Annotated in this window: 20 protein-coding genes; 8 read left to right on the top strand and 12 right to left on the bottom strand. The window is 74.3% G+C overall.

Going from position 1 to position 25,275, the window contains the following annotated elements:
- Window positions 1–3 precede the first annotated feature (3 nt).
- The 4 genes from ACIRBY_RS03405 to ACIRBY_RS03390 form a co-directional block, all read right to left on the bottom strand.
- A complete protein-coding gene (locus ACIRBY_RS03405) occupies window positions 4–1,020 on the bottom strand; it encodes an asparaginase (RefSeq protein WP_403895438.1) in 1,017 nt (338 codons plus the stop codon).
- Window positions 1,021–1,108: 88 nt separating this feature from the next.
- Window positions 1,109–2,548 carry an amino acid permease gene (locus ACIRBY_RS03400; RefSeq protein ID WP_403895435.1) on the bottom strand — a complete coding sequence of 480 codons (1,440 nt, stop codon included), beginning with the start codon at window positions 2,546–2,548 and terminating at the stop codon, window positions 1,109–1,111.
- A complete protein-coding gene (locus ACIRBY_RS03395) occupies window positions 2,545–3,222 on the bottom strand; it encodes a FadR/GntR family transcriptional regulator (RefSeq protein WP_403896853.1) in 678 nt (225 codons plus the stop codon). Before ACIRBY_RS03395 ends, ACIRBY_RS03400 begins: the two co-directional genes overlap by 4 nt.
- A gap of 85 nt (window positions 3,223–3,307) precedes the next feature.
- A complete protein-coding gene (locus ACIRBY_RS03390; RefSeq protein ID WP_403895432.1) occupies window positions 3,308–4,099 on the bottom strand; it encodes a gamma-glutamyl-gamma-aminobutyrate hydrolase family protein in 792 nt (263 codons plus the stop codon).
- Between the two features lie 260 nt (window positions 4,100–4,359).
- Between ACIRBY_RS03390 and ACIRBY_RS03385 the strand changes: the two genes are divergently transcribed.
- The gene (locus tag ACIRBY_RS03385) at window positions 4,360–5,268 is read left to right on the top strand and encodes a LysR family transcriptional regulator (RefSeq protein ID WP_403895430.1); all 909 of its coding nucleotides are present in this window, start codon (window positions 4,360–4,362) and stop codon (window positions 5,266–5,268) included.
- A 261-nt stretch (window positions 5,269–5,529) separates the two neighbouring features.
- Window positions 5,530–6,795, top strand: coding sequence for a hypothetical protein (locus ACIRBY_RS03380; RefSeq protein ID WP_403895427.1), 1,266 nt, complete (start codon window positions 5,530–5,532; stop codon window positions 6,793–6,795).
- A 171-nt stretch (window positions 6,796–6,966) separates the two neighbouring features.
- Here ACIRBY_RS03380 and ACIRBY_RS03375 read toward each other — a convergent pair whose 3' ends face one another.
- Window positions 6,967–7,470, bottom strand: a complete 504-nt coding sequence (locus tag ACIRBY_RS03375) for a MarR family winged helix-turn-helix transcriptional regulator (RefSeq protein ID WP_403895424.1) — start codon at window positions 7,468–7,470, stop codon at window positions 6,967–6,969.
- A gap of 89 nt (window positions 7,471–7,559) precedes the next feature.
- On the opposite strand from ACIRBY_RS03375, the gene ACIRBY_RS03370 reads away from it, so the two are divergent.
- The gene (locus tag ACIRBY_RS03370) at window positions 7,560–7,952 is read left to right on the top strand and encodes a VOC family protein (RefSeq protein WP_403895421.1); all 393 of its coding nucleotides are present in this window, start codon (window positions 7,560–7,562) and stop codon (window positions 7,950–7,952) included.
- A 282-nt stretch (window positions 7,953–8,234) separates the two neighbouring features.
- Here ACIRBY_RS03370 and ACIRBY_RS03365 read toward each other — a convergent pair whose 3' ends face one another.
- From ACIRBY_RS03365 to ACIRBY_RS03335, 7 genes are all read right to left on the bottom strand, one after another.
- Window positions 8,235–8,642, bottom strand: a complete 408-nt coding sequence (locus ACIRBY_RS03365) for a TipAS antibiotic-recognition domain-containing protein (RefSeq protein WP_403895418.1) — start codon at window positions 8,640–8,642, stop codon at window positions 8,235–8,237.
- A 381-nt stretch (window positions 8,643–9,023) separates the two neighbouring features.
- Window positions 9,024–10,952 (bottom strand): ABC transporter ATP-binding protein, encoded by a 1,929-nt coding sequence (locus tag ACIRBY_RS03360; RefSeq protein ID WP_403895415.1) that lies wholly within the window; start codon window positions 10,950–10,952, stop codon window positions 9,024–9,026.
- Window positions 10,949–12,634 carry an ABC transporter transmembrane domain-containing protein gene (locus ACIRBY_RS03355; protein WP_403895412.1) on the bottom strand — a complete coding sequence of 562 codons (1,686 nt, stop codon included), beginning with the start codon at window positions 12,632–12,634 and terminating at the stop codon, window positions 10,949–10,951. Before ACIRBY_RS03355 ends, ACIRBY_RS03360 begins: the two co-directional genes overlap by 4 nt.
- The gene (locus ACIRBY_RS03350) at window positions 12,631–14,142 is read right to left on the bottom strand and encodes an AMP-binding protein (RefSeq protein WP_403895409.1); all 1,512 of its coding nucleotides are present in this window, start codon (window positions 14,140–14,142) and stop codon (window positions 12,631–12,633) included. Before ACIRBY_RS03350 ends, ACIRBY_RS03355 begins: the two co-directional genes overlap by 4 nt.
- Window positions 14,143–14,173: 31 nt before the next feature.
- Complete coding sequence (locus ACIRBY_RS03345; RefSeq protein ID WP_403895406.1) at window positions 14,174–15,919, bottom strand: condensation domain-containing protein; 1,746 nt, start codon at window positions 15,917–15,919, stop codon at window positions 14,174–14,176.
- Complete coding sequence (locus ACIRBY_RS03340; protein ID WP_403895403.1) at window positions 15,916–17,649, bottom strand: carbamoyltransferase; 1,734 nt, start codon at window positions 17,647–17,649, stop codon at window positions 15,916–15,918. The genes ACIRBY_RS03345 and ACIRBY_RS03340 overlap by 4 nt, the downstream gene beginning before the upstream one ends.
- Window positions 17,650–17,719: 70 nt before the next feature.
- Complete coding sequence (locus tag ACIRBY_RS03335) at window positions 17,720–18,349, bottom strand: XRE family transcriptional regulator (protein WP_403895400.1); 630 nt, start codon at window positions 18,347–18,349, stop codon at window positions 17,720–17,722.
- Between the two features lie 486 nt (window positions 18,350–18,835).
- Between ACIRBY_RS03335 and ACIRBY_RS03330 the strand changes: the two genes are divergently transcribed.
- The 5 genes from ACIRBY_RS03330 (at window position 18,836) to ACIRBY_RS03310 (ending at window position 25,261) form a co-directional block, all read left to right on the top strand.
- Window positions 18,836–20,227: a KamA family radical SAM protein gene (locus ACIRBY_RS03330; protein ID WP_403895397.1), complete on the top strand. Its 1,392-nt coding sequence runs from the start codon at window positions 18,836–18,838 to the stop codon at window positions 20,225–20,227.
- Window positions 20,228–20,284: 57 nt separating this feature from the next.
- Entirely contained in the window at window positions 20,285–21,415 is a 1,131-nt protein-coding gene (vioD, locus tag ACIRBY_RS03325; RefSeq protein ID WP_403895394.1) for a capreomycidine synthase, read from the top strand.
- Window positions 21,412–23,337 carry an amino acid adenylation domain-containing protein gene (locus tag ACIRBY_RS03320; RefSeq protein ID WP_403895391.1) on the top strand — a complete coding sequence of 642 codons (1,926 nt, stop codon included), beginning with the start codon at window positions 21,412–21,414 and terminating at the stop codon, window positions 23,335–23,337. Before vioD ends, ACIRBY_RS03320 begins: the two co-directional genes overlap by 4 nt.
- Window positions 23,338–23,481: 144 nt before the next feature.
- A complete protein-coding gene (gene vioC / locus ACIRBY_RS03315) occupies window positions 23,482–24,516 on the top strand; it encodes an arginine beta-hydroxylase, Fe(II)/alpha-ketoglutarate-dependent (protein WP_403895389.1) in 1,035 nt (344 codons plus the stop codon).
- Between the two features lie 7 nt (window positions 24,517–24,523).
- On the top strand, window positions 24,524–25,261 hold the full coding sequence (locus ACIRBY_RS03310) for a hypothetical protein (protein WP_403895387.1): 738 nt from the start codon (window positions 24,524–24,526) through the stop codon (window positions 25,259–25,261).
- Window positions 25,262–25,275 lie beyond the last annotated feature (14 nt).

Raw genomic sequence — 25,275 nt, 5'->3', positions numbered from 1 at the left:
GGGTCAGCTGTCGGTCGGGGAGCCGGGCGGGTTCAGGGCCGCCGCCGGGCGGACGCCGCCGACGGTCCGGCCGCCGCCGGTCACCGGCTCGCCCGCGAATCCGGCGAGCAGCCCGGCCTCGACTCCCGCACGGGCGAGGGCGGCGGCCGTCACCGCGATACGTGCCCGGGCGGCCCCGTCGGCGATCTTCACGGCGATGGCCCGGCCGTCGGGCAGTGCGGCGACCTGGACCCCCTCGAAGCCGTCCTTGGCCAGCAGCCCGGGCACCGCCCGCATCAGTTCGGCCGTGTCCCGCCCTGTGCCGGAGGCCATCTCCGGATGGTGGCGCAGCGCGTTGGCGACCCGGTGCTCGGCGGTGTCCGGCGCGGCCGTGGCGATGCGGGCACCGGCGCGGGCCAGGCCGTGCAGGGACACGGCGAACAGCGGCGATCCGCAGCCGTCGACGGTGACGTGCGCGATGTGCTGGCCGGTGAGTTCCTCGACCACCTCGGCGATCATCTTCTGGAGCGGGTGGTCCGCGTCGAGGTAGCTCTCCAGGGGCCAGCCGGACCGCTTGCACAGGTACAGCATCGCCGCGTGCTTGCCGGAGCAGTTCTGGGCGAGTCGGGACGGCCCGCGGCCCTCGCGGACCCAGGCGTCCCGGACGGCCGGGGCGTACGGAAGGTCGGGGACGTTGCGCAGGTCGTCCTCGGTGAGCCCGGCCAGTTCCAGGATGATCCGGGTGCCCGCCAGGTGGTGCTCCTCGCCGGAGTGGCTCCCCATCGCGAGTGAGAGCAGGGCCCCGTCGAGCGGCAGGCCGGCCCGGACCATGGCGACGGCCTGGACCGGTTTGAGGGCCGAGCGCGGGTAGCAGGCGGCCTCGATGTCGCCGAGGCCCAACCGGACGCCGCCCCCGCCGTCGAGGACGACGACGGAACCGTGGTGGACGCCCTCGATCACACCGCCCCGTACGACGTGGGCGACGGGGACATGCTGGGGCTCGCGGATCGCGGGAGCGTCCGCGAGGAGGGGGCTGCGCATCACTGCCTCGTTCGGTGGTGGGTTGTTGCTGAACGGGCCGGCCGGGTGTGGCCCGCCCCGAGGACGACCGGGGCGGACCGCACCCGGCTCAGCTGTCGCTGTGGGCGGCGGCGCGCGCCACGCGGCCGCGGACCGCGAACCAGCCGGCGACCAGCGCCGCGGCGATCAGCGGCACGCACAGCACCGTGGTGCGCGCGGCTCCTCCGTCGGCGTACATGAGGGCCAGCACGGAGACGAGGAAGGCCAGCGTCACCAGTTCGGTCCACGGCGATCCGGGCAGGCGGTAGGAGGGACGGGTGAGCTCGCCGCTGCGGGTCTTCCGCCAGAAGAGCAGGTGGCAGATCATGATCATGCCCCACGTGGCGAGGATGCCGATCGCGGCGAGGTTGAGGACGATCTCGAAGGCGTCCGCGGGGACCACGAAGTTGAGCCCGACGCCCAGGACGCACATGCCGCTGGTGAGGAGGATGCCCCCGTAGGGGACCTGGGTGCGGCTGAGCCGGGCGGTGAAGCCCGGGGCGGAGCCGTTGACGGCCATCGAGCGCAGGATGCGGCCGGTGGAGTAGAGGCCGGAGTTGAGGGAGGACATGGCCGCGGTGAGGACGACCAGGTTCATCACGTCGCCGGCCGCTGGGATGCCGATGTGGGAGAGCACGGTCACGAACGGGCTCTGGCCCGCGCTGTAGCTGCTCCAGGGCATCAGCATCGACAGCAGGACGACCGAGCCGACGTAGAAGAGGCCCACGCGCCACATGATGGAGTTGATCGCCTTCGGCATGATCTCCTCGGGGTTCTCGGTCTCGCCGGCCGTGACGCCGACCAGCTCGACCGAGGCGTAGGCGAAGACGACACCCTGGATGATCAGCAGCATGGGAAGCAGCCCGTTGGGGAAGATCCCGCCGTTGCCGGTGATCAGGGCCGGGCCCGGGACGGCGCCGTCGACGGGGTGCCGGGTGACCAGGAGGAAGATCGCGATCCCCATGAAGACGACCAGGGCGCCGACCTTGACGATGGCGAACCAGAACTCCAGTTCGCCGAAGATCCGCACCGAGATGAGGTTCACGGTGAGGACCACGGCCAGGGCCACGAGGGCGATCACCCACTGCGGGACGTCGGAGAACAGGTGCCAGTAGTGGGTGTAGGTGGCCACGGCGGTGATGTCGGCGATGCCGGTGGTCGCCCAGTTGAGGAAGTACATCCAGCCCGCGGTGTAGGCGCCCTTCTCCCCGAGGAACTCCCGGGCGTAGGAGACGAAGGCGCCGGAGGACGGCCGGTACAGGACGAGCTCGCCGAGCGCGCGCACGACGAGGAACGCGAAGATCCCGCAGACGGCGTAGGCGACGAACAGTGACGGGCCGGCGTCGGCGAGGCGTCCGCCCGCGCCGAGGAAGAGCCCGGTGCCGATCGCACCTCCGATGGCGATCATGTTGACGTGCCGGGGTTTCAAGGACTTGCTGTAGCCGGTGTCCCCGGCGTCGACGTGACGGGTCGTGGGGCGCTTCTCGTCTTCGAGGAACTGCTCGCTCACGCCTCGGGTCTGCCTTCCGTAGGTGGGGCCGTGCGCTGGGGGCGCACGATGTCGGTGAGGGTCGTCTCGACCCGCAGCAGGTGGTGGGACATGGCCTCCACGGCGTCGTGCTCGCTGCCGTCGGCCAGCGCCTCGAGGATCGCCCGGTGCTCGCAGTTGGACTGCTCGCGCCGGCCGCCCAGTTCGTTGAGGAAGGTCGACTGACGCGCCAGCGCGTCGCGGATCTCCTCGATGACACGGCGGAAGACGGGGTTGCGGGAGGCCTCGGCCACCGCCAGGTGGAAGACGGTGTCCATCGCCACCCATGCGGTGGTGTCGGTCTCCTGCTCCATCCGGTTCAGCAGGTGGGCCAGATGGTCCAGGTCCTCCGGGGTACGGCGCAGGGCGGCGTACCCGGCGACCGGGATCTCGACGTGCCGGCGCACCTCCAGCAGGTCGCTGGCGGCGTAGTCGCCGAAGGTGGGGTCCTCGACCGTGTTGGCCACGACGAAGGTGCCCTTGCCGCTCTTCGAGACGGTCAGCCCCATGGCCTGCAGGGCCCGAAGGGCCTCCCGCAGGACGGGGCGGCTGACCTCGAGGGTGCGGCACAACTCGGCTTCGGAGGGGAGCTTGTCGCCCACGACGTACTCACCGCGCTCGATGGCGCTGCGCAGGTGGCCGAAGACCGCTTCCATGGCGCTGACGCGCCGCGGAAGGGGGCCACCTGTCTGGCTGTCTGACAGGTTCACGCTGTGATCCTCCGGGGTGCACCGCAGGGTGTCAAGACACCTGTGTCGGAAAGATCCCGCCCGGCGAGCTTCGCGCCGTGTGCTCCTTCGGTCCGGCCCCCGCGGTCCTTTCGGCGGCCGCGGCGAGGGTGGCGGCGGCCACCAGGGCCTCGATGACCGGGGCGTCGGCACCCATCTCCGGGTGCCACTGGACCCCCACGGCGAAGCGGTGACGGGTGCTCTCGAGCGCCTCGACGGTGCCGTCCGCCGCGCGAGCCGCCACGACCAGCCCCGCGCCCAGGCGGTCCACCGCCTGATGGTGGTGCGTGGCGACCTGCCGGGTCCCCGGCAGGAGGGAGCCGATCCGCGTTCCCGGCACACTGGTCACGGCGTGGGCGCAGAAATGGCCCCGGTAGGGGTTGTGTCCGTGGTGGCCCACACGGTCGGGCAGGTGCTGGACGAGGGTGCCGCCCGCGTGCACGTTCATCAGCTGCATTCCGCGGCACACGCCGAGCACGGGGAGGCCGCGGGCGAGGCCGGCGGCCAGTACGGCCCGCTCCCATGCGTCGCGCTCGCGCACCGGAGGCCCCGTGCGGGGGTGGGGCACCGCCCCGTACAGGGCGGGGTCCAGGTCCTCGCCCCCCGTCAGGACGATCGCGTCCAGACGCCCGACGACATCGGCCGCGGCCGATGTCGCGTCCGGTGGCAGCAGCACGGTGCGGCCGCCCGCCGCCCGGACGCAGTCCGTGTACGCCGCGGGAAGCACTGCGGCGGGGAGGTCCCACTCGCCCCACTGCGCGTGGGCGAGGTAGGTGGTGAGGCCGATGAGTGGTGGCGGGGGCATACCACTTCCTTTCGGGGTATGAGGGGTGGCCGTCGACGGCTGGATCCGCACCCGTCCGACGGCCCGGCCCGGCCACGGGGGCTGCGGCGGGGGAGCGGACGGGGTGCGGGCGGGAGGGTGCCGCGTCGGCTGGGGGAGGCGTTCGCGCGGCCCAGGAGCGCTGGCTTGCGTTTTTCCTGCCGCGAGCAAGAATCCTGCTGGCGTTCATCTGGAACCACAAGAAAACACATCTTCGCGACAGATAAGTGAGCCTTAACTCCGTGCACGGACTCGACCCCCGCCTGCTCGCCACCCTCGAAGCCGTCGTACGGCACGGCTCCTTCAGTGCCGCCGCACGCGAGCTCGGCTACAGCCCGCCCGCCGTCTCCCAGCAGATAGCCGAACTCGAACGCCGCGCGGGTCTGCGGGTGCTCGAACGCCGCCCCGTGCGCGCCACACCGGCCGGGGAAGTCCTCCTCGACGCCGAGCAGGGCGTCCGCAGCGCCCTTGCGGCGGCGCTGGCCGAACTCGACGCCATGCGCGCCGGCACCGCCGGACGGATCCGCCTCGGGGCCTTCGCCTCGGCCGCCACCGGCATCGTTCCCCAGGCCCTGGCCCGGCTTCACGGCGCCTACCCCCACGTCCAGGTCAGCCTCAGCCAGATCGAACCGGAAGCCGGCTACAGCCGGCTCAAGCGCGGCGACATGGACCTGGCCCTCAGCTACGACTACGACTTCATCCCCGCGCCCCCGCCCCGGATGCTGCGCCGGACGCTGCTGGCCCGGGACCCGGTGGTGGCCGTCGTCCCGGCGCACCACCGCCTGGCCGACAGGGAGGTCATCGACCTGGCCAGCCTCGCTTCCGAGACGTGGATCGCCGCCCCGGAGGCCGCACTGCGCCTGGAACTGCTCGCGCAGATGGCCGAGACACCCGGCTTCCAGGCCCGCCTGCAATACGAGGGAGACGACTTCAACACCGTGCTCGGCTTCGTGGCCGCAGGCCTGTGCGTGGCGCTCATGCCCCGGCTGGCCCTGCCCCGCGCCAGCCCCGAGGTCGTCGCCCGCCCCTTGGCCGCACCGCGGTTGACGCGCTTCATCTACGCCGTGCGCATCGACACCCGGCACACCCCGCGCGCCGTACTGGACCTGGAACAGATGCTCGCCGCCCAGGCGTTGGCCGCACTTTCCTGAACGCGTACGGCGGCCGGCCGGCCACGAGCGGCGGGCCGGCCGCGTCGCTCGGCAGCTGCGGACCCGGCCGTGGAGTGAACACACCATGAAGACCGAGCAAATCAGCCAACTTGCCGACCGCTTGCACGCGCGTAGACCCCGCCACGACACCAGCGCCCCGAGGGTGTCCGACTATCGGACACGGTGGCTGAAAATTAAACTACTATCTGGCCGGCGGACTACGGTGGCCGCGGTTGACGTTCCAGCGAGAGGAAACCCCTCATGACCGCAGCCGACAGCGCGCCGAGAGTGGCCCGCGTCCTCACCGGCTACCGCCCCGAGGACGGCTTCTTGGCCGCAGAGCTGGACCCGCCCCCAGCCGAGTACGTATGGCACGACGAGCACGCCGAACAGCAGGACCAGCGCTACGGCCCCGGAACGGGATACCGGCAGTGGCTGGCGGTCGACGCGAACGACGGCGCCGTCTGGTTCGGCGACATCGACTGGAGGGCTCCGCGAGAAGGCCTCGCAGGCCAACTCCCCGGACTTCCCCGCAGGGCACTCGGCGACGGGACCATCCCCGCTCCCGGCATCATGGTGCAACTCCTCGGCCACCTCACCCATGACCAGCGGGACGGCTGCACCTGGCGCTTCTTCACCGCGGAAGAGCTCCACGCACTCGCACTGCGCGTCCTGCCCGCCGTGCAGCGCCTCGTCGACTCGGTCCACCGGATCGGGCCGCACGGCGAACTGGAGTGGTCGGCCGAGGCCGCCACCGCCTGGGACGACATCGAACACACCACCGCCCACACCCTCGACCCCACCGGTGCGCTCCACTGGCCCGGGCTCCGCACGACACCGGCCCCCGCCTGGCGCGTGGAGGTCGGCGCGTTCCTCGCCGCCAACCCCGAACTGTGCGAACCCTCCTGGTCCGCGGCCGCCGACGCCGAACTCGACGCCTACGCCGCCTACCACCCCGACACCGGCTACGGGGGAGTACCGGGCAGGGCCTGCCGCGCCGCCGACCGGCAGATCGAGGACGGCTTCACCTTCTACGGCCACCGCGCCGCGCTCTACGCCTACCGCGCACGGGCGTGCGGCGACCGTACCCCGACGGACGCCGGTGCCTGGCTGGAGACGACGGAGTCGGGCAGAGCCGCCTGGGAGGCGGCCAAGCCGCCCGGAGCCACCCTCGCCGACGTCCCCGACTGCGTACTGACCGACCTGACCGAGAGGTTCCAGAACACCGCGCACGAACACGGCCTCGTCCTGACCGGCCTGGACACCTACCTCCGGCGCCTGCGCGCCGAGGAACGCACGGGCGTCGAACAGCAACTCGCCTTCGAGGGCGCGGAAGTCGAACGTCTGGAGAACATGCTCAAGGAATTCCGCGCCGGACGGAACCGTACCGTGGCACGAATCCTGGCCTGGTCCGACGGGCGCAGCGACGCCGAAATCGCCCGCCTGGCCTCCATGTCCGACGCCTGCGTCGGCGAGTGGCGGGCCCGCCTGAACGACGACCGGACCAGCCAGGCCCCCGGACGGTGAAACCACACGCGCCCCCGGCACGGTGTGAGCCGATAGGGGCGGTGTGGATCAACGGGGATGCGCGTGCGGTGCCGGCCGAGGATTCCGTCGTGCCCCGGGAGGGGACGGTCGGGCTGCTCGTCCCCCCTCCGTGACACCTGCCCACATGTCCGGCAGAAGTACGAGGTGGCGTCAGCCCGGCATCGGCGCCTTGGCCGCCTTGGCCGCCTTGGCCGCCTTAGGCGCCGACCCTGCCGGCGTCTCCGCGTACACGCGCAGCAGGAGCGCGTGGAGGGTGGCCCGTTCGGCTTCTTCGAGTGGGGCCAGCAGCTGGTCCCGTACGGCCTCGGTCCCGGCGGTCAGTTCGTCGAGCAGGCCGAGGCCCTGCCCGGTGAGGCGCACCAGCACCCGGCGCCGGTCGGCCGGATCGCGCTCCCGCTCGACGTGCCCGAGCCGCGCCAGGCAGTCGAGCACCTTGGCCACGTCGCTCGGATGCAGCGCGAGGCCTTCGGCGAGCTCCCGCTGCGCCAGCGGCCCGGAGTCGGCGAGCGCGGCGAGCACGGCCATGTCCCACAGCCGCAGCCCGCGCGCGGCGAGCCGGTCGCCGACGAGGGTGCGGGCCGTCTTGCCCACCTTGGAGAGCAAGTAGGGGGTGAGAGCGGTCAGTCGGGGGACGGGCAGAGCGGGGGAAGCCATGGCGGGATTGTAGGCTGAAACCAATCATAGGTTGCCACCTACGAACTGGGCGACCGCCCGCCCTGCCGAACCCCACGGAACGGAGCCCGATGGACGCCCTGTACACCCGACTGCTGACCTGCCGCTTCGACGAGACCTTCCGCTTCTACGACGCGCTGCTCCCCACCCTCCTCGGTGCCACCCGCACCCGCGGAACCGCCGAGGGCCCGTACGCCTCCTGGGACGTGGACGGACAGGGCGTGCTGGCCCTCTTCGACCGCGCGGCGATGGCCGCCACGGTCGCCCTGCACGAGGCCGCCCCCGACGACCGGACCATGCTGGTCAGCCGCGTACCGGACGTGAACGCCGCCTACACCGCCTGCCTGGACCACGGAGCCGCTCCGGCCGGCCCGCCGGCGGACCGCCCCGAGTGGGGCCCGACCATGCGCAACGCGCACGTCCGCGACCCCGAGGGCAACCTCTGGGAACTCCAGTCCTACTGAGGCGCGACGTCATTCGGGTGCTGCCGGACAGACAAGCCATCGGTGTCCACGGGTCGTCAACCGCCCCGGTAGCTGTCCGTTCGCGGAGCAGGCCGTCAGTGCGTGCCGCTCACACGGTGGAGTCCGCCGCCGTCGTGGGCGTACCGCTCCCCGCACACGTGAAAGATCGGGTCGGGGGCTGTCGCAGCGCCTGGGCCTGAATCCGGCCCCGCCGCTCGGCGGGCGCGCCCGGACCGGGTCCGAGCGCACCCGCACATGTATGTCCTGGCCCGTGTCGCGGGATTACGCCGAAGCCTCGGCCCCTGCGCCGGGGGCGAACCCGCTCGCCTGCTCGGCGAACACCTTGATCGCGGCGCCCAGGAACTCCACCATCTCGGGGTGGTATGAATCGTGGAACGCCCTCATGGCCTCGTCCTCGGCGTAGAAGAGCGACATGCCGACGTAAGCCTCCCTGGAGGGGGTGTAGAACCGGCAGGCGATGTCGAAGTGCCTGCGGACGAGCTCCTGGATCTGCTGGTCTGCGGGCAGGGAGCCGCCGTCCAGGAGAGGTGTGATCTCCCGGTAGAGGACGTCCCAGTCCTGGTGGACCCGCTCCCTGTCCACATGTTCCCAGTGGTTGGTATCGGCAAGGCTCTTCGCCTGCTCCTCGGCCAACGACCGGCGACACTCGTCCTCGTAACTGTTCCCCACGACACCGATTCCCATCGTTTCGTCACCTCTGCGGCGGATCGCCGAGAGGCCGCCGGCCTACCGACATCGGCTGGTCGCCGGTGATCAACTGCCGGTCCAGGCCGAACGGTGACACACCGCCACCGGGTGGGCAAACCAATTCCTGGATCCTGCGTCGCTCCGTCCCGGTCAGCCGGCGGCGGATGCCTCTGGTCCTGGTGGTCCTCATGGTCCGCGTGCCGCCGGCCGGCAGCACGGGGTGGCCGTCCTGCCTGCCGCCTGGGCGGAGCTCCGCGGCACGGACCGGACGTCGGACGCCCCGGTCGCCCGACCCCCGGCCGCGGGTGGGCGCCGCCGTGCCGGTCATGGGTGCCCGGCCGGCTGGGCTGTTGGCGCGGCCGGTCACGGGTCCGGCGTGGACGCCCCCTGCTCGGCCGACTCCCGCCGGGACGCCGCGCCGCCCCCGGACCAGGAGCGCCACAGGGCCGCGTAGGCCCCGCCGGCCGCCAGGAGTTCGGTGTGGCTGCCGAGTTCGACGATCCGGCCGGCCTCCATGACCGCGATGCGGTCGGCGGCGTGCACGGAGTCCAGCCGGTGCACGATCGAGATGACGGTGCGGCCCTCGATCAGGGCGGCCAGCGAGCGTTCGACGCGGCGTGACGCGGTCGAGTCCAGCAGGGCGGTGGCCTCGTCCAGGACCAGGGCGTGCGGGTCGGACAGCAGCAGGCGGGCCAGGGCCAGCTGCTGGGCGTGGGAGGGGGAGACCGGTGCGGCGCCCGGGCCGATCTCGCTGTCCAGGCCGTCGGGCAGGGAGCGGGCCCAGTCCGCGAGGAGGACCGTCTCCAGCGCATTCCACAGGCGGGCGTCCGCCGGGCCGGACGGGCCCGCGGCCCCCTCGGCGGCTCCGGCGGCCTCGGCGTCCTCCGGCTCCTGGGCGGCCAGGGTCAGGTTGTCCCGCAGCGTGCCCGAGAACACGTGCTGCTCCTGGGTGACCAGGACGACCTCCCGCCGCAACTGGCCCACCGGCAGCCGGGCCATGTCGGCGCCGCCGATGCTGACCGTCCCCCGGGTGGCGTGGTGCACCCCGGCGAGCAGCTTGCCGAGGGTGGACTTGCCCGCCCCCGAGGCGCCGACGACCACCAGCTTCTCGCCGGGCGCGATGGACAGGTCGATGCCGCTGAGGACCTCGCGGCCGGGACCGTAGCCGAAGCCGACGCCCTCCAGGCGCAGGGCGTGCCCGTCCAGCACGGCGGGCGGACGCGGCTCCTCCCGGGGCAGCCGTTCGACACCGAGGATGCGCCGCAGCGCGGCGTTCCCGATCTGGAGTTCGTCGGTCCAGGTCAGCAGGTCGTTGAGGGGTTCGCCGAGGGCCTGGACGTAGAGGACGACGGCGGTCAGTTCCGCCAGCCCGACCTCGCCGCGCTGGTAGGCCAGCCCGCCGATCAGGAGGGTCAGCGCCATCGGGACCATGGTGGCCAGGTCCAGGCTGGGGAACCAGATGGTCTGCAGCCAGGTGGTGCGCTGCCGGGTGCGGACCACGCGGTCGACGGCCGCACCGTGGCGCCCGGCCTGCCGGGGGCCGAGCCCGAGCGCCTCGACGGTGGCGGCGCCGCGGGTGCTCTCGTGGGTGACGGCCAGCACGTCGGCCTCCTGCGCGAGCAGCCGCTCGTACGCGCGGGTGGCGCGCGGCCGGTACCACCACGTGGACAGGGCGGCGAAGGGCACGCCCGCCAGCAGGCCGAGGGCGAGCAGCGGAGAGGTGAGCAGGATCGCCGCGAGCGTGAACACCAGGGTGACGGCGGCCAGCGCGATGCGCGGGACGGCCTGGCGGATGCTCTCGTTCAGCCGGTCGGCGTCGTTGGTGGCCCGGCTGAGCAGGTCGCCGGTGCCGACGGCCTCCACCTCGGACAGGGGCAGCCCGAGGACGCGGCGGACGAAGTCCTCGCGGGTGCGGGCCAGGACGCGTTCGCCCAGCAGGGTGGCCTGGGTGCGGGCGGCGCGGGCGAGGAGGGCGTGGGCGACGAGGAGGGCGACGAAGGTCAGGGCGAGGACGTCGACCCGGCCGGCGGTGGTGCCGTCCTTGATGGACTCGACCAGGTGGCCCAGCAGCCGCGGGCCGATCAGTCCGGCCACCAGGGCGGCGGCGAACAGCCCGAAGGTGAGGGCCAGCCGGCGCGCCTCGGTACGGACGAACGCGCCGGTCCAGGCGCGGACCTCGGCCCGGTCGGCGAGGGGCAGGCGGCCGGCGGGGGAGGGACCGGCGGGTCCGGGGTCCGCTGTGGTGGCGGCGCCCGCCGCGGGGGCCCGGGTGGCGGCGGGGGTGGTGGTCATGAAGGCACTCCTGTGCAGCGGCCGGGGGCGGCGTCCGGGTCCGCGGCGAGGCGGACCGTGCGGTCTGCGGCGCCGCGCCAGAGGGGGCTGTCGGTGAGCACCACGGTGGTGCGTCCGGCGCGCAGCGCGGCGACCCGGCCGACGATGCGGGCCTCGGTGTGGGCGTCGACGGAAGCGGTGGGGTCCTCCAGGACGAGGACGTCGGGGGCGGCGAGCAGGGCGCGGGCGAGGACGAGGCGCTGGCGCTGGCCGCCGGACAGGGCGCGGCCGCCCTCGTCCAGCCAGGCGTCCGGTCCGCCGGGCAGGGCCGCGACGACGTCGGAGGCGTCGGCGGCGTACAGGGCCCGGGCCAGTGCCTCCCGGGACCGGGCGGAACCGGCGCTCAGTTCCTCGCGCACGGTGCCGCTGAAGAGGGTGTCGGCCGGGCCGGAGCGCAGCAGCCGCGCGGACAGTTCCGCGGGGTCCACCCGGTCCAGCGGTACGCCGCCCAGCCGGACGGCTGCGGGGCCGGCGGGCCCGGGGCGGGCGAGCCGGTCGGCGAGGCCGGCCATGCGGTCGGCCGGGCCGGTGATCACGGTGAGCCGGCCGGCCTCGGCGGTGATGCCGCGGTCCGTGTCGGTCAGGGCGAGGGCCCCGGCGGGCAGCGGTTCGGGGTGCTCGGGCCGGACGGTGTCGGGGGTCAGGCGCAGCAGGGTGCAGACCCGGCCGGCGGCCACCTTGGCGAGGCTGAGGGTCTCGGCGGCCTCGGTGGCCGTGCTCACGGGCAGGGTGAGGAAGGCGGAGGCGCCGTAGAACGCGACGAGTTCGCCGGCGGTGATGGTGCCGTTCAGGGCGAGCCGGGCGCCGAGCCAGACGATCCCGACGGTGACCAGCCCCGGCAGGAAGACCCCGGCGGCCTGCAGCCAGGCCTCCATGCGGCCGGCGGACTCGCCGGCCCGGCGGACCTGCTGGCTGGTGCGGCGGAAGCGGGCGGCGAAGGCCGCCTCGCCGCCGATGCCCCGCAGGATGCGCAGGCCGGCGACGATGTCGCCGGCCTGGGAGGTGGCGACGCCCATCAGCTCGCGCTGGGCCTCGTCGCGTTCCTGCAGGGGCCGCAGGAGCGGGCCGATGCTGAGCACCGCGGCGGGGACCCCCACGAGCACGGCCAGTCCGAGGACGGGTGAGGTGACGGTGAGCGCCACGGCCACGAGGACGGCGGCGACGACCGCGCCGACGGTACGGCCGATGACCTCGAAGGAGTTGCCGATGCTCTCCACGTCGGCGGCGGCGGAGGCCGCGACGTCCCCGGAGCGGGCCTTGCCGCGCAGGGTCGCGCCGAGGCGGACCACCTGACGCATCAGCACCCGGTGCGTGGTGGACAGGGCGTGGGCCTCGGCCCCGACGGCGGCCTGGATCAGGCCGGCGCCGGCGAGGGCCTGGAGGACGCCGAGACCGAGGGCGAGCAGCGACCACAGGTACAGGCCGGTCTGCCCCGTGTCCTGCCCGGCCGCGTCGATGGCCCGGCCGATGACCAGCGGGACCAGCGCGAGGGGGATCATCCAGAGCACGCCGAGCGCGGCGGCGAGCACGAGCGGCCGGGGCCGGATGCGGACCAGCCACCACAGGTAGGCCCAGGGGCCGCGGGAGTCCGCCTCGGGGACGGCGGCGGGGGCGACGGAGGCGTCGAAGAGTCGGTTGCTCACAGGTACCGGTCCAGGGTGCCCGCGCGGTCGACCTTGCCGGTGCGGGTGTGCACCAGTTCGGGCACGGCGATGATCCGGTCGGGGACCAGGGGGGCGGGCACGGCCTCCCGCAGCCGCTCGCGCAGCTCCGCCGTGTCGTCGCCGCTGCCGGCCGGTCCGGCCGGTCCGGGGAGGACGACGAACGCGACCAGCGCCGTGTGGTCGCCCTTGCGGTGGCCGGCCGCGGCAACGGCCGTGACGCCGGGGAGCCGGCCCACCGCCCCCTCCACGTCGAGCAGGTCCACCCGGTGGCCGCGGATCTTGACCTGGTGGTCGATCCGGCCGTGGAAGACGAGCGAGCCGTCGTCGGTCTCCGTGACGAGGTCCCCGGTGCGGTACCAGCGTCCGGTGCCGAGCGCGGGGTCGGCGGCCGTGAACCGGTCGGCGGTCCGCTCCGGGTCGTCCACGTAGCCGAGGGCCAGCTGGGGCCCGGCCAGGAGGAGTTCGGCCGGCCCGTACGGTGCGTCCGGGAGGGGCACGAGCGCCTGCCGTACGGAGGGCAGCGGCCTGCCGATCGGCACCCCGTCGGGGAAGCGGGCGGGTGCGCCCGGCCCGGCGAGGACCGCGCTGTGGGTGACGAGCGCGGTCTCGGTGGACCCGTAGGTGTTGAGCAGGACGACGTCGTCGGCGCCGAGCCGCCGCCAGCGCTCCAGCATGTCCGGGCGGACGGCCTCGCCGCCGATCACGACGGTGTCGACCGAGGCCGGCACGGTCCGCCCGGAGTCCAGCAGGTGGCCCGTCCAGACGTGCCAGTAGTCGACGGGCAGGTTGACCAGGGTGATCTCGTGGTCGGTCAGGACCCGGTCGAGGTCGGCCTCGCTGTCCTCGTCGAGGACGACGAGCCCTCCGGCGAGCAGGACCGGCAGGACCTCCTCCAGGCTGGTGTCACCGTCCATGCGGTGGAAGTTGAGGGCGACCGTGCCGGGCCCGACGCCGTACTGCCGCCGCAGCGGGGGCAGTACGGCGTGGAGCGCGCCGTGCGGGACCGCGGCCGCCTTGGGGGCGCCGGTGGATCCCGAGGTGAACAGCACGTACGCGGGGTCCTCGGCCCGCACCGGTTTCCCGGCCTCGCGGGGCGGGGCCTGCGTGCGGCCCCAGTGGGGCCGCAGCACCCGGTCGACGGAGGGCAGCGCCCCCGGGCCGGCGGTGGCGATCAGCTCCCGGCAGCCCAGCCGGCGCAGGGCCGCGTCGGCGTGGCCGGCGGGGCCGTCGGCCACGGGGACGTAGGCGCGGCCGGCGGCGAGGACGCCGAGGACGGCGGCGATGTCTCGGGCGGCGTGGTGGACCTGGACGGCCACCGGCGGCTGCTCGCCGGCCGGGCCGCGGGTGGCGACCAGATCGGCCACCGCCCCTGCCCAGCCGGCCAGTTGACCGTAGCCGACGGTCACTCCGTGGTCGACGACCGCGGGCCGGTCGGGGTCCGAGCGGGCGAGGGCGAAGAAGGGGTCGAGCAGGCTGGGCAGGGTCATGGCAGGGGGTTCCGGTCCGTCCGTGGGGCGTTCAGCGGGTGGGTGCCTCGGGGGCGGTGGGCGACAGTGCGGTGAGGAGGTCGGTGAGCAGGGCCCGGTGGCGGGTGGCGAGCGCGCGCACGGTCGCCGCCCGGTGCAGGGCGGTGGAGTACCACCATTCGACGCGCAGCGTCCCGTCGTCGGTGGTGGCGATCGCCTCCACCGCGTGCGGGCGGGTCCAGTGGGGCGCGGTGATGTCGCCCACCGGTTCCGGGGCCACCTCCGTCAGCAGGGTGCCCAGCGGCAGGGAGTCGGCGTCGTCGCCCTCGTAGTCGAACGAGACGTCGCTGGGCGGGGCGGCCCGCAGGACGGCGGCGGTCCGGGGCCGGCCGTGCCGGGCGAGCGCTCCGTGGCCGACCCCGCCGCCGGGGAGGGCCGCGAGGTGGCCCACGGTCCGGGCCAGCCGTTCGGCCGGGGTTCCGGGAGCCAGGTCGAGGCGGACCGGGACGGTGGAGGTGAACCAGCCGGTGGTGCGGGACAGATGGGCGTCCCCGACGGTCTCCTCGCGGCCGTGGCGCAGGAGGTCCACGCGTACGGCCGGCTCCCCGAGCCGCTCGCCGAGGGCCTCCCCGAGGGCGTGCAGCACGAGGTCGCCGGGGTGGGCCCGGTGGGCCCGGGCGGCGGCGTGGAGGCGGGCGGTGAGGTCCGGCGGGAACTCCTCCAGGTGCGTGGCGGCGGTGGCCGCGGTGTTCGCGGCCCGCGGGTCGGCCGGAGCCTGCGCCCCCTCCCCGGCCGCGGGCAGGTCCGGCGGCAGCGTGGCGGGGGTGCGGGCCACCTGCGTCCACCACTGCGCCTCGGCCTCCGCCTCGGGGGTGCGGGCATGGGCGGCCAGGGCCTCGGCCCACTCGGGGTACGAGGTGCCCTCGGCCGGCCAGACGTCGTCCCGGCCGGCCTCCAGCGCCGTGTAGGTCTCCTCCAGGTCGGCCAGCACCACCGACCACGACAGCATGTCGATCGCGAGCTGGTGGAAGACGATCAGCAGCCGGCCGGGCCGGGAGGGGCCGGCGTCGAACCGGACGAAGCGGGCCACGCGCCCCGCACGCGGGTCCAGGGAGCGCTGCTCCAGCTCGCACCGGAGGGTGACGGCTGCCGACAGGTCGGCGTCGGCGAGCTCGGATATCTCGACGGTGTCGAGCACCGGGCCCAGGGCGTCGGCGGGCGGCCCGTCGGTCGCCAGGGCCGCCGTCCGCTGCCGGGGCCGCCGGGCGGGGCGCTCCTCGACGGCGAGGCGGAGCGAGGCGTGGCCGGCGACCAGCCGCCGCACGGTCTCGGCGAACAGGTCCGGGTCGATGCCCGGTCGGGTGGTGAAGAGCATGGCCTGGTTCCACTGGCCGCGGTCGCCCGTCTGCTCCTCCCAGGCCTGTTCCTGGGAGGGGGTGAGGACGACCGGGTCGTGGGGGGTGCCGGGCCGGGCGGCCGCGGCGCCGCCGCGGCGGGCGGCCCGCTCGGCGACCAGCGCGGCCAGGGCGGCCGCCGTCAGTCCGGGCGCGAACAGCTCGCGCAGCTGCACCCGCACCCCGTACGAGGTCTCGATGCGGCGGGCGGTGCGGATCAGGTCGATGGAGTCCACGCCGAGGTCGCGCAGCGGGGCGGTGAGGCCCGTGTCCGGGGTCAGGACCGACTCGGCGAGCCAGCCGGTGAGCCGGGCGCGGACCTCCTCGGCGGCGGGCCCGGCCGCGACGGGCGGCGCGGCGCCCGTCCCGGCCGGGGGAGCGTCCTGGCGTGCCGGGGCGGTCACGCGCCGGCCTCCCCGAGGGCTCCGGCGGGGCGGCGCACGAGGAACGGGCCGAGGGCGAGGGCGTCCAGCGGCAGCCGGTGGAAGGTGGCGAGGGCGTCGCGGGGGGTGCACACGACGGGTTCGTCACGGCCGTTGAAGGAGGTGTTCATGACGACGGCGGTCCCGGTGTGCCCGCCGACCTCGCCGATGAGGCGGTGGTAGAGCGGGTCGACGGCGGCGGAGACGGTCTGCGGACGCGTGGTGCGGTCGCTGTGGACCACGGCCGGCATGGCCGCGGCGCCGGCCTCGGTCACCGGAGTGGTGACGATCATGTACGGCAGCGGGGTGGCGGTCCCGATCAGGGACTCGGCGACCTCCTCCTGCATGCTGGGGGCGAACGGGCGCCACGCCTCGCGGTCCTTGATGCGGATGTTGACCCGGTCCCGCGTGGTCTCGGGGTCCGGCACGGCGACGAGGCTGCGGTGGCCCAGGGCGCGGGGGCCGCCCTCGGCGCGTCCCTGGAACCATCCGGCGACCCCGCCGGAGGCCAGGACGCCTGCGGTGGCCGCGGCGATGTCGGCGGGCTCGGTGAACGCGGTGCCGGTGGCCTCCAGGACCTGGCGGATCTCTCCGGCGGACCACTGCGGGCCCCAGGCGACCGAGCCGGTCATGGGCAGGATCCGGTCGCCCTCCTCGGCGGCGACCCAGACCGCGGCGCCCAGCGAGACGCCCGCGTCGCCCGCTATCGGCTGGACGAAGAGGTCCCGGACCTCGGGCATCCGCAGGAGCTTGCCGTTGAGGGTGGCGTTGAAGCCGACTCCGCCGGCGATCATCAGCGTGGTCTCGCCGGTCTCCCGCAACAGGCCGCGGACCAGGCCCGTCACGGCCCGCTCCAGCGCGGCCTGCGCGGTGGCGGCGAGGTCCCGGTACTCGAACGGGTCCCGGTCGGTGGTTTTGGTGTACCGGGCGTGGTGCGGGTCGAAGTGGCACACGGTGCGGTTGGGGGCGTCCCGGAGGGTCTTCTCCAGGTGCTCCAGCCAGTACCGGATGGTGGCGCTCTCCTCGTCGGTGCTGCCGGTCGAGCGCAGGTCGGGCGGGACGACGCCGACGGTGAAGTCCTCGTCGGTGAAGCCGAGGGCGCCGCCGAAGGTGAGGTCGCCGGGGGTGCCGTAGGAGGCCAGGCCCATCATCTTGCCGGCGTTGTCGGCGCCGAGGCCGGCGTAGGCGCAGACGGCGGCGTAGAAGTAGCCGAGGGACCAGCCGGGGGTGTGGGAGCGCAGGGTCTTGATCCGGCCGTCGATGCCGACGGCGAGGGTGGTGCTCGCGTTCTCGCCCTGGCCGTCCAGGACGAGGACGGCGCCCCGGTCGCGCCCCGAGAGGAGGTAGGCGCTGGCGGCGTGGGCGACGTGGTGGTCGACGAACGTGAGCCGGGGGTCGCGGGCGCGCGGGAAGAGGGACTTGGGCAGGAGGTGTTCGAGGGCGTCGGCGTCGCTGTCGAACCAGTCCAGGCCGCGGTCGGCGAAGAGCGTGGGCAGGTCCCACCCGTGGGCGACGACGTCGATGTCGTCCAGGGTGAGACCGCCCTCCGCGAGGCAGTGGGCGGCGGCGTTCAAGGGCGCCTCGCCGTAGGCGTGCTTGTTGCGGGTGAAGCGCTCCTCCTCGGCCAGGGCGATGACTTCGCCGTCCACGACGAGGCAGGCAGCACCGTCGTGGCTGGCGCCGGGCCAGCCGTTGACTCCGAGCACACGCATGGTCAGTCCCCAAGGGTCGGTCGTCGGGTCCGCCGGGTGCGCCGGGGGCCCAGGCCGCCCGGCGTTCCGGTCATGCCAACGGATCTTGGCGGTCCGCCGGGTTGTACACGACCAGGGAGTTTGTGCGGAGATCCGCGGCGAAGATCGCGGAGGCCGCCTTGAGCACCGCGTTCGCGTGCCGCAGTTCCTCGACCTCGCTGCGCAGCCGGCTCAGTTCGGCCCGCTCGTCGGCCGTCAGCGCGCCGGCGGCGATCCGGCGCCGGCCGGGGCCCGCCCCCGGTGCGGGCGGGGCGGAGGACGCGGGGGTGCGGGGCGCGGCCGGCCGCCCGGCGGGGGCGGGTCCCTCGTCCGCGGGGCGGCGGTGGCCGGCGGCCGGCTGGGGCGGCACCAGACCGGGGGTGCGCGGCTGTCCGCGGGCGGGGGCGTCGGGTCCTTCCAGTTCGCTGCTGAGGCGGTACCAGCGGCGGGCCCACGGCTCGGGGTCGCCGTCGCAGGCGGCCACGTAGGCGAGGGTCACTTTCAGGGAGGGTTTGTGCAGCCCGCGGGCCGCTTCGGCGAGGGTGGCCACGGAGTAGTGGGCGCGTTTGGCCATGGTCCGGTAGGAGGGGTTCCCGGCCTGCCTGCGCAGCAGGCGCAGGTCGTGGGCGAACTGTTCCAACGGCCCCGCCGTGGGGTCCAGAAATCGCTCTGGCCTGGGCATGCCTCTCCCCCTGCTCATCGGTGGTGTTGAACGAAGCACATGGTCCATCCGGGCCGTACAACCTGGTCAGGGCGCACGACCCGGGCGGTGCGCCGAGCTGGAGGCCCCTCAGGCGACCGGAAACCTCAGCACCGGATCTCTCGGACATTGGTACATGCCACTGACAAATCGATCAATCACCAGTCGAGAATTCCGGCCACTTCCGGCGCGGGTCGTCCTATTTCGGCTCCTTGCCGAACCGGCTGGCCGCCACCCGTTCTCCGGGCATTCCGCTTCGGTCGCCCGTCAGAGGACCGTACAAGGCCGCTCCCGTCCGGAGACCCGTACAGCGGCTCGTACGGCCCTCCGTCCCCGCCGGCCGGTTGTACAGGGGCGTACGGCAGCTGCACCCCGTACAACCTGGCCTCGTGTACAACGCCGGGGCTCTGCAAGATCGGTTGACGTCAGGCGATACGGCCGAAACCGACGGGATTGGGTGGCGGGTTGGTGGACACAGCACGCAGCCAGACGGAATCAGCGGCTCTCGAAGCCGTCTACGCGTACCGGAGCCGTCCGCTCGTGGAACCCGACTGGAGACGCTTCCCCGGCTGGCGCGAGGTCACCGAGACGGAGTGGGCGGATCCGCAGTGGCAGCGCGCCCATTGCGTCAAGGACGCGAAGGGACTGCGCGCCGTCGTCGGAGACCTGCTCGACGAGGAGTTCTACGAGGACTGGGAGCAGGACCGGCTGCACCGGGCGACGATGTCGGTGCTGCTGCCGCCCCAGATGATCAACACGATGGCCGCGGAGGCCTCGGCGGCCCGCCCCGGCGAGCTGACCAAGGCCTTCTACGACGATCCCGTACGGCGCTACATGCTGCCGGTCCTCTCCGACCGGCACCCGGTGTGGCCCTCGCACCCGATGGCCAGCCGGGACTCGCTGCACGAGCAGGACATGTGGGTGGTGGAGGGGCTGACCCACCGCTACCCCACCAAGGTGCTGGCGGAGCTGCTGTCGACCTGCCCGCAGTACTGCGGGCACTGCACCCGGATGGACCTGGTCGGCAACTCCACCCCGCAGGTCACCAAGAACAGGCTCCGGCTCAAGCCGGCCGACCGGGCCGAGCGGATCCTGGCGCACCTGCGCGCCACCCCGGGCATCCGGGACGTGGTGGTCTCCGGCGGCGACCTGGCGAACATGCCCTGGCCGCGGCTGGAGCGCTTCGTGGACGGGCTGCTGGACGTCGAGTCGGTCCGCGACATCCGGCTGGCCAGCAAGGGCCTGATCGGACTGCCGCAGCACTGGAACTCCGCCCCGGTGCTGAGGGGCGTGGAACGCGTCGCCGCCAAGGCGCGGTCCCGGGGCGTGCGCATCGCGCTGCACACGCACGCCAACGCCGCCCAGCAGGTGACGTCCGGCGTGGCCCGGGCGGCCTGGGGCCTGCTGGGCGCCGGTCTGCACGACGTGCGCAACCAGGGCGTGCTGATGCGCGGGGTCAACGACAGCGCGCACGACCTGCTCGACCTGTGCTTCGCGCTCTGCGACCACGCCGGCATCACCCCGTACTACTTCTACATGTGCGACATGATCCCGAACGCCGAGCACTGGCGGGTCCCGCTGCACGGCGCACAGCAGATCCAGCGCCAGATCATGGGCTACCTCCCGGGGTTCGCCACTCCGCGCATCGTGTGCGACGTGCCGATGGCCGGCAAGCGGTGGGTGGACCAGGCGGACGCCTACGACCGGGAACTCGGCGTCTCGCACTGGAGCAAGAGCTACCTCACCCCGCTGGAGGCGGCGGACCCGGACGCCCACAGCGGTTCGTACCACTACTACGACCCCATCGACACGCTCCCCCTCTCCGGGCAGCGCTGGTGGCGGGAAACCCGTCAGGGGTAGAGAAGGGACAGTTGCACAGCCATGAGCAGTCTCCGTCCACGGCGTGAAGAACCTCCGGTGCTGGAGGAGTGGTACCGCCGGCACCTCGGCCCGGACATCCACGACATCAGCTCCAGCGGGGTCCACCCGTACACCTTCGCCGAGATACGCGACCTGTGCCGGATCTCCGCCGCCGACCTCGACGAGATCGTCATGGACGACAGCGTCTCGCAGGGCGGCGCCGGCATCCGCGCGGCCATCGCCGACCGGTACGCCGGCGGCGACGCCGACCGGGTGCTGGTCACGCACGGCTCCAGCGAGGCCATCGCGCTGACCTTGAGCACGCTGCTGCACCCCGGCGACCGGGTGGTCGTCCAGGAGGGCATCTACCACTCGCTCGGCCACTATCCGCGGGCGGCAGGATGCGACGTCGCCACCCTGCCGGCGACGGCGGTCCGCGACGGCGAGATCGACCCCGAGGTGCTGGCCGCCCTGGTCACGCCGGGCACCGCGGCCGTCATCGTCAACTTCCCGCACAACCCCACCGGAGCCTCCCTCTCCCCCCACGGCCTGAAGGCCCTCACGGAGCGCACCGCCGTCACCGGCGCCACGCTCGTCTGGGACGCGGCCACCGCCGAGATCGCCCACCGCTGGGAGGTGCTGCCCGATCCCGGCGCGGACGGCGGCGACACCGTCTCCTACGGCACCTTCTCCAAGACGTTCGGCCTGCCCGGGCTGCGCGTGGGCTGGGCCGTCGCCCCCGAGCCCCTGCTCACCGCCACCTTCCCGCTGCGCGACCGGACCACCCTGTTCCTGTCGCCGCTGGTCGAGCTGATCGCCGAGCGGGCGATGCGCAACGCCGACGCGCTGATCGGGGCACGGGCGGCCGAGGCCCGGCGCAACCTGGCGCACCTGACGGAGTGGATGGCCGAGCACGAGGCGCTCGGGCTGGTCCGGTGGACCCCGCCGGAGGGCGGGGTGTGCGCGCTGCCGGTCCTCCGCGAGCTGGAGCGGGCCGGCGCCGCCCCCGAGGCGGTGGAACGGTTCTGCCTGGAGCTGCTGGACCGGCACCGCACCCTGCTGGTTCCGGGCACGGCCTTCGGGGCTCCGCACGGCGCCCGCCTGGGCTTCGGCGGCCCGGAAGGGGCCTTCCGGGCCGGCCTGGACGGCCTGTCGGCCTTCCTGCGCACCCGCGGGCCGGGCCGGTGACCGCCGCGACCGGGAGCGGTCCCGGCCTCGACGTGCTCGACCTGTGGGAGCGGTCGGTGCACGCCCGTCCCGCCCGGCCGGCCCTGGTGACCCCGCACCGGGTGCTGGCGTACGGCGAGGCGGACCGGCTGACCGACGCCTGGGCCGACTCGCTCGTCGAGCGGGGGGCCGCCCCCGGGCGGCTGGTGGGCCTGGCGTTCGGCGATCCCGCCCGTACGGTGCTCGGGATGCTGGCGGCGCTCAAGGCCGGAGCGGGCTTCACCGTCCTGGACGACCGGCTCCCGGCCGAGGCCCGCGCGGCCCTGGTCCGCCGCACCGCGGCCGCCGTCTGGCTGGGCGACGGCGACCACGCGCCGGAGGCCGCGTACGTACCGGCGCCGGCGCCCGGCGCACCGGGCCGGGCGGCCGACGGCGCGGTGCACGACGGCGCGGTGCACGACGGCGCGGCCAGGACGCGGCGCCGGTCGGCGGCCGCCGGATCCGACGTGGCCTACGTGCTGTTCACCTCCGGCTCCACCGGGCAGCCCAAGGGCACGGTCGTCGAGCGGGACGCCCTGGGCCGGTTCGCGGCCGCCGTCGCCGAGCGGCTCGCGCTGACCCCGGACGACCGCTGGCTCCAGGTGGCCTCGCTGGGCTTCGACGTACTGATCGAGGAGGTGTTCCCCGCCTTCGCGGCCGGTGCGGCGGTGGTGTGCCGGGAGGACACCCGCGCCCTGGACGCCGAGGAGCTCCACATCGCGATGGCCCGCAGCCGGACCACCGTGGTGGAACTGTCCACCCAGTACTGGCTGGAGTACGCCCGCTGGCTGGAGGCCGCCGCAGCGACCACCCCGCGGGCCCTGCGCACCGTGGTGGTCGGCGGCGAACGGATGGACCCGCGGCCCTACCGGGAGTGGCAGGACCGGCAGCCCGCCGCCCTCGCCCATGTGTACGGCCTCACCGAATGCACGGTCAGCTCCACCTTCTACACCGGACGGCTCCCGGCCGACGCCGACGAAGTGCCGCTCGGCACCCCGCTGCGGGACGTGGAGACCACCGTCCGCCGCGACGGCCGGCCGGTGCCCGACGGCGAGACCGGGGAGATCCACATCGGGGGCCCGCTGCTGGCCCGTGGCTTCCTCGACGACGACGCGGCCACCGCCCGGCGCTTCGTCCCCGACCCGTACGCCACCGCGCCCGGCGCCCGCGTGTACGTGACGGGAGACCTCGGCCGCATCGACGCCGACGGGCAGCTGGTCTTCCTCGGCCGGGCCGACGACCAGATCAAGATCCGCGGGCACCGGCTGGAGCCCGCCCGGGTGGAGCGGGCCCTGTGCGAGGCGGCGGGCGTGGGCCAGGCCGTGGTCTTCCCCGACCCCGCGACCGGCACGGTCCTGTGGGCGTTCACCGTGCCCGCCGATGCGGCTGCGGCGCCGCCGCCGGGGGAGGCCGTACTGCTCACGGGCGCGGACCGGGACGCGCTGGTCGCGCCGCTGGAGGCGCAGCTGCCGGACTGGGCGGTGCCGCGGGTGCTCCATCGGGTGGCCGTCCTGCCGAAGAACCCGCACGGCAAGATCGACAAGAGGCTGCTGGCCGCCTGGGCACAGGCCCCGGCGAAGGCCCCCGCGAGGGCCCCGGCCCTCCAGGACCCCGGCGCCGGGGCGCCCGGCCCGGACGGGGCCGGCCCCGGGGAGCCGCTGGCCACCACGCTGGGCCTCTTCCGCGAGGTCCTGGGCGACCCGCGCCTGGGCCCCGACGACGACTTCTTCGACCACGGCGGCCAGTCCCTGCTCGCCATGCGCCTGCTCGCGCGGCTGCGCGAGTCCCACCCCGGCGCCGCCGGACTCCGTGCGAGCGCGCTGTTCGCCTCGCCCACGCCCCGGCTGCTCGCCGCGGCGCTCACGGCCGCCCCGTCCTGCGGCGGAATGCCGGCCGGGCGCTGAACCGGCGGGCCCGCGCCCCGCGGACTATCCGCGCGCCACCGGACCGAACCGACACGTACCACCCGCACCACCCGAGGGCCCCGGCCCGGCCACCGCCGGCCGCGGGCAGCAGCAACCACCCCCGACCACTCAGCGAGAGTTGGCATGTCGAACCTCACCGACCAGTCCACGCACGGCTACACCCTGACGCCCGACGAGGCCTCCGCCACAGCGGACCTGTGCCTCGAACTGGCCTCCGCCTACCCGTCCTTCGGCGACCCCGGGCTGCTGCACGACCTGCCCCGGCTGGCCGCGGGCCTGCCGCAGGGCGTACAGCGCTTCCTGCGCGAGTTCCAACTGGCCGACCGCCACGGCCACGCCGTGGTCAGCGGCCACGACTTCGACCAGCAGCGCATCGGCCCCACCCCCGAACACTGGCGCGGCCGCCTGCGGCCCGGCCCGGAGTTCCCCGAGGAGCTCCTGCTGATGCTCTACTCGGCGCTGCTCGGCGAGCCGTTCGGCTGGGCCACCCAGCAGGACGGGCACCTCGTGCACGACATCTTCCCGATCCGGGCGCACGAGAACGACCAGCTCGGCATGGGCAGCAAGGAGCTGCTCACCTGGCACACCGAGGACGCCTTCCACCCCTACCGCAGCGACTACCTGATCCTCGGTGCGCTGCGCAACCCGGACCACGTCCCGACGACGGTCGGCGAGCTGGACCTGTCCTCGCTGTCCGCCGACGACATCGACGTCCTCTTCGAGCCGCGCTTCTTCATCGCGCCCGACGAGTCGCACCTGCCGAAGAACAACACCATCGCCTCCGAGGAGGAGGCGGCCCGGTTCGCCACCATCCAGCGGATGATCGACGAACGGCCGCTCGGCCCGCTGCTGTACGGCTCGCGCGTCGACCCGTACATGCGTCTCGACCCGTACTTCACCTCCGTCCCGGAGGACGACACCGACGCCCGGCGCGCCTACGACGCACTGTTCAAGGTGGTGGACGCCGCGATGCGGGAGGTCGTGGCGGACCAGGGGGACGTGCTGTTCATCGACAACCACCGGGCGGTGCACGGCCGGCTGCCGTTCCGGGCCCGCTACGACGGCACCGACCGCTGGCTGAAGCGGGTGTGCGTGACCTCGGACCTGCGGCGCTCGCGCGAGATGCGGGCCACCGCCCGGACCCGGCTGCTGGGCTGACGCGGCGGTGACCCCCACCCTGACCGACCTGTCCCGTGACCCTGGTCTGCTGCCCGCCGTCGACGCCCTGATCGGCGCCAACATGCCGCAGTTCATGAGCTGGGAATCCCCGGGCAACTGGCGCTGGCACGGCATGTACGACCGCTACCCCGCCCACCAGCTGTGCCTGGTGGACGGCGACGGGCGGCTGGTTGCGGTGGCCAACGGGCTGCCCGTCCGCTGGGACGGCAGCCCCGCCTCCCTGCCGGCAGGCAGCGACGAGGTGCTGGTGGAGGCCGTCGACCACGGCCCGCCGGACCGGGCCGACGCCGTGTGCATGCTGTCGGTGTCCGTGGACCGCGCGCACCGGGCGGCCGGGCACGCCGAGCGGCTGCTGACCGAGGTCCGCCGACGGGCCGCCGAGCACGCCCCCCGGGGCGTGGTCATCCCGGTGCGGCCCACCCGCAAGCCGCACTACCCGCTGATCCCCCTCGCCGAGTACGCCGCCTGGCGGCTGCCCGACGGGCGCTGCTTCGACCCCTGGCTGCGCACCCACCTGGAGCTGGGCGCGCGCCGGCTCGGCATCGCCGAGCGCTCGCTGGTGATCCGTCAGCCGGTCGCGCGCTGGGAGGAGTTCCTCGGCCGGCCGCTCCCGGGCCCGGGCGCGTACCCGCTGCCCGGCGGGCTGGTGCCGCTGCAGGTCGCCGAGGACGGCCACGGCACCTACGCCGAGCCCAACGTGTGGGTTCACCACCCCGCCCTCTGAAAAGCCCCTTCCCC

It is taken from the genome of Streptomyces sp. NPDC096136 (genome assembly GCF_044763325.1).
GTDB lineage: Bacteria > Actinomycetota > Actinomycetes > Streptomycetales > Streptomycetaceae > Streptomyces.
This window is presented reverse-complemented; position numbering and strand designations above follow the sequence as displayed.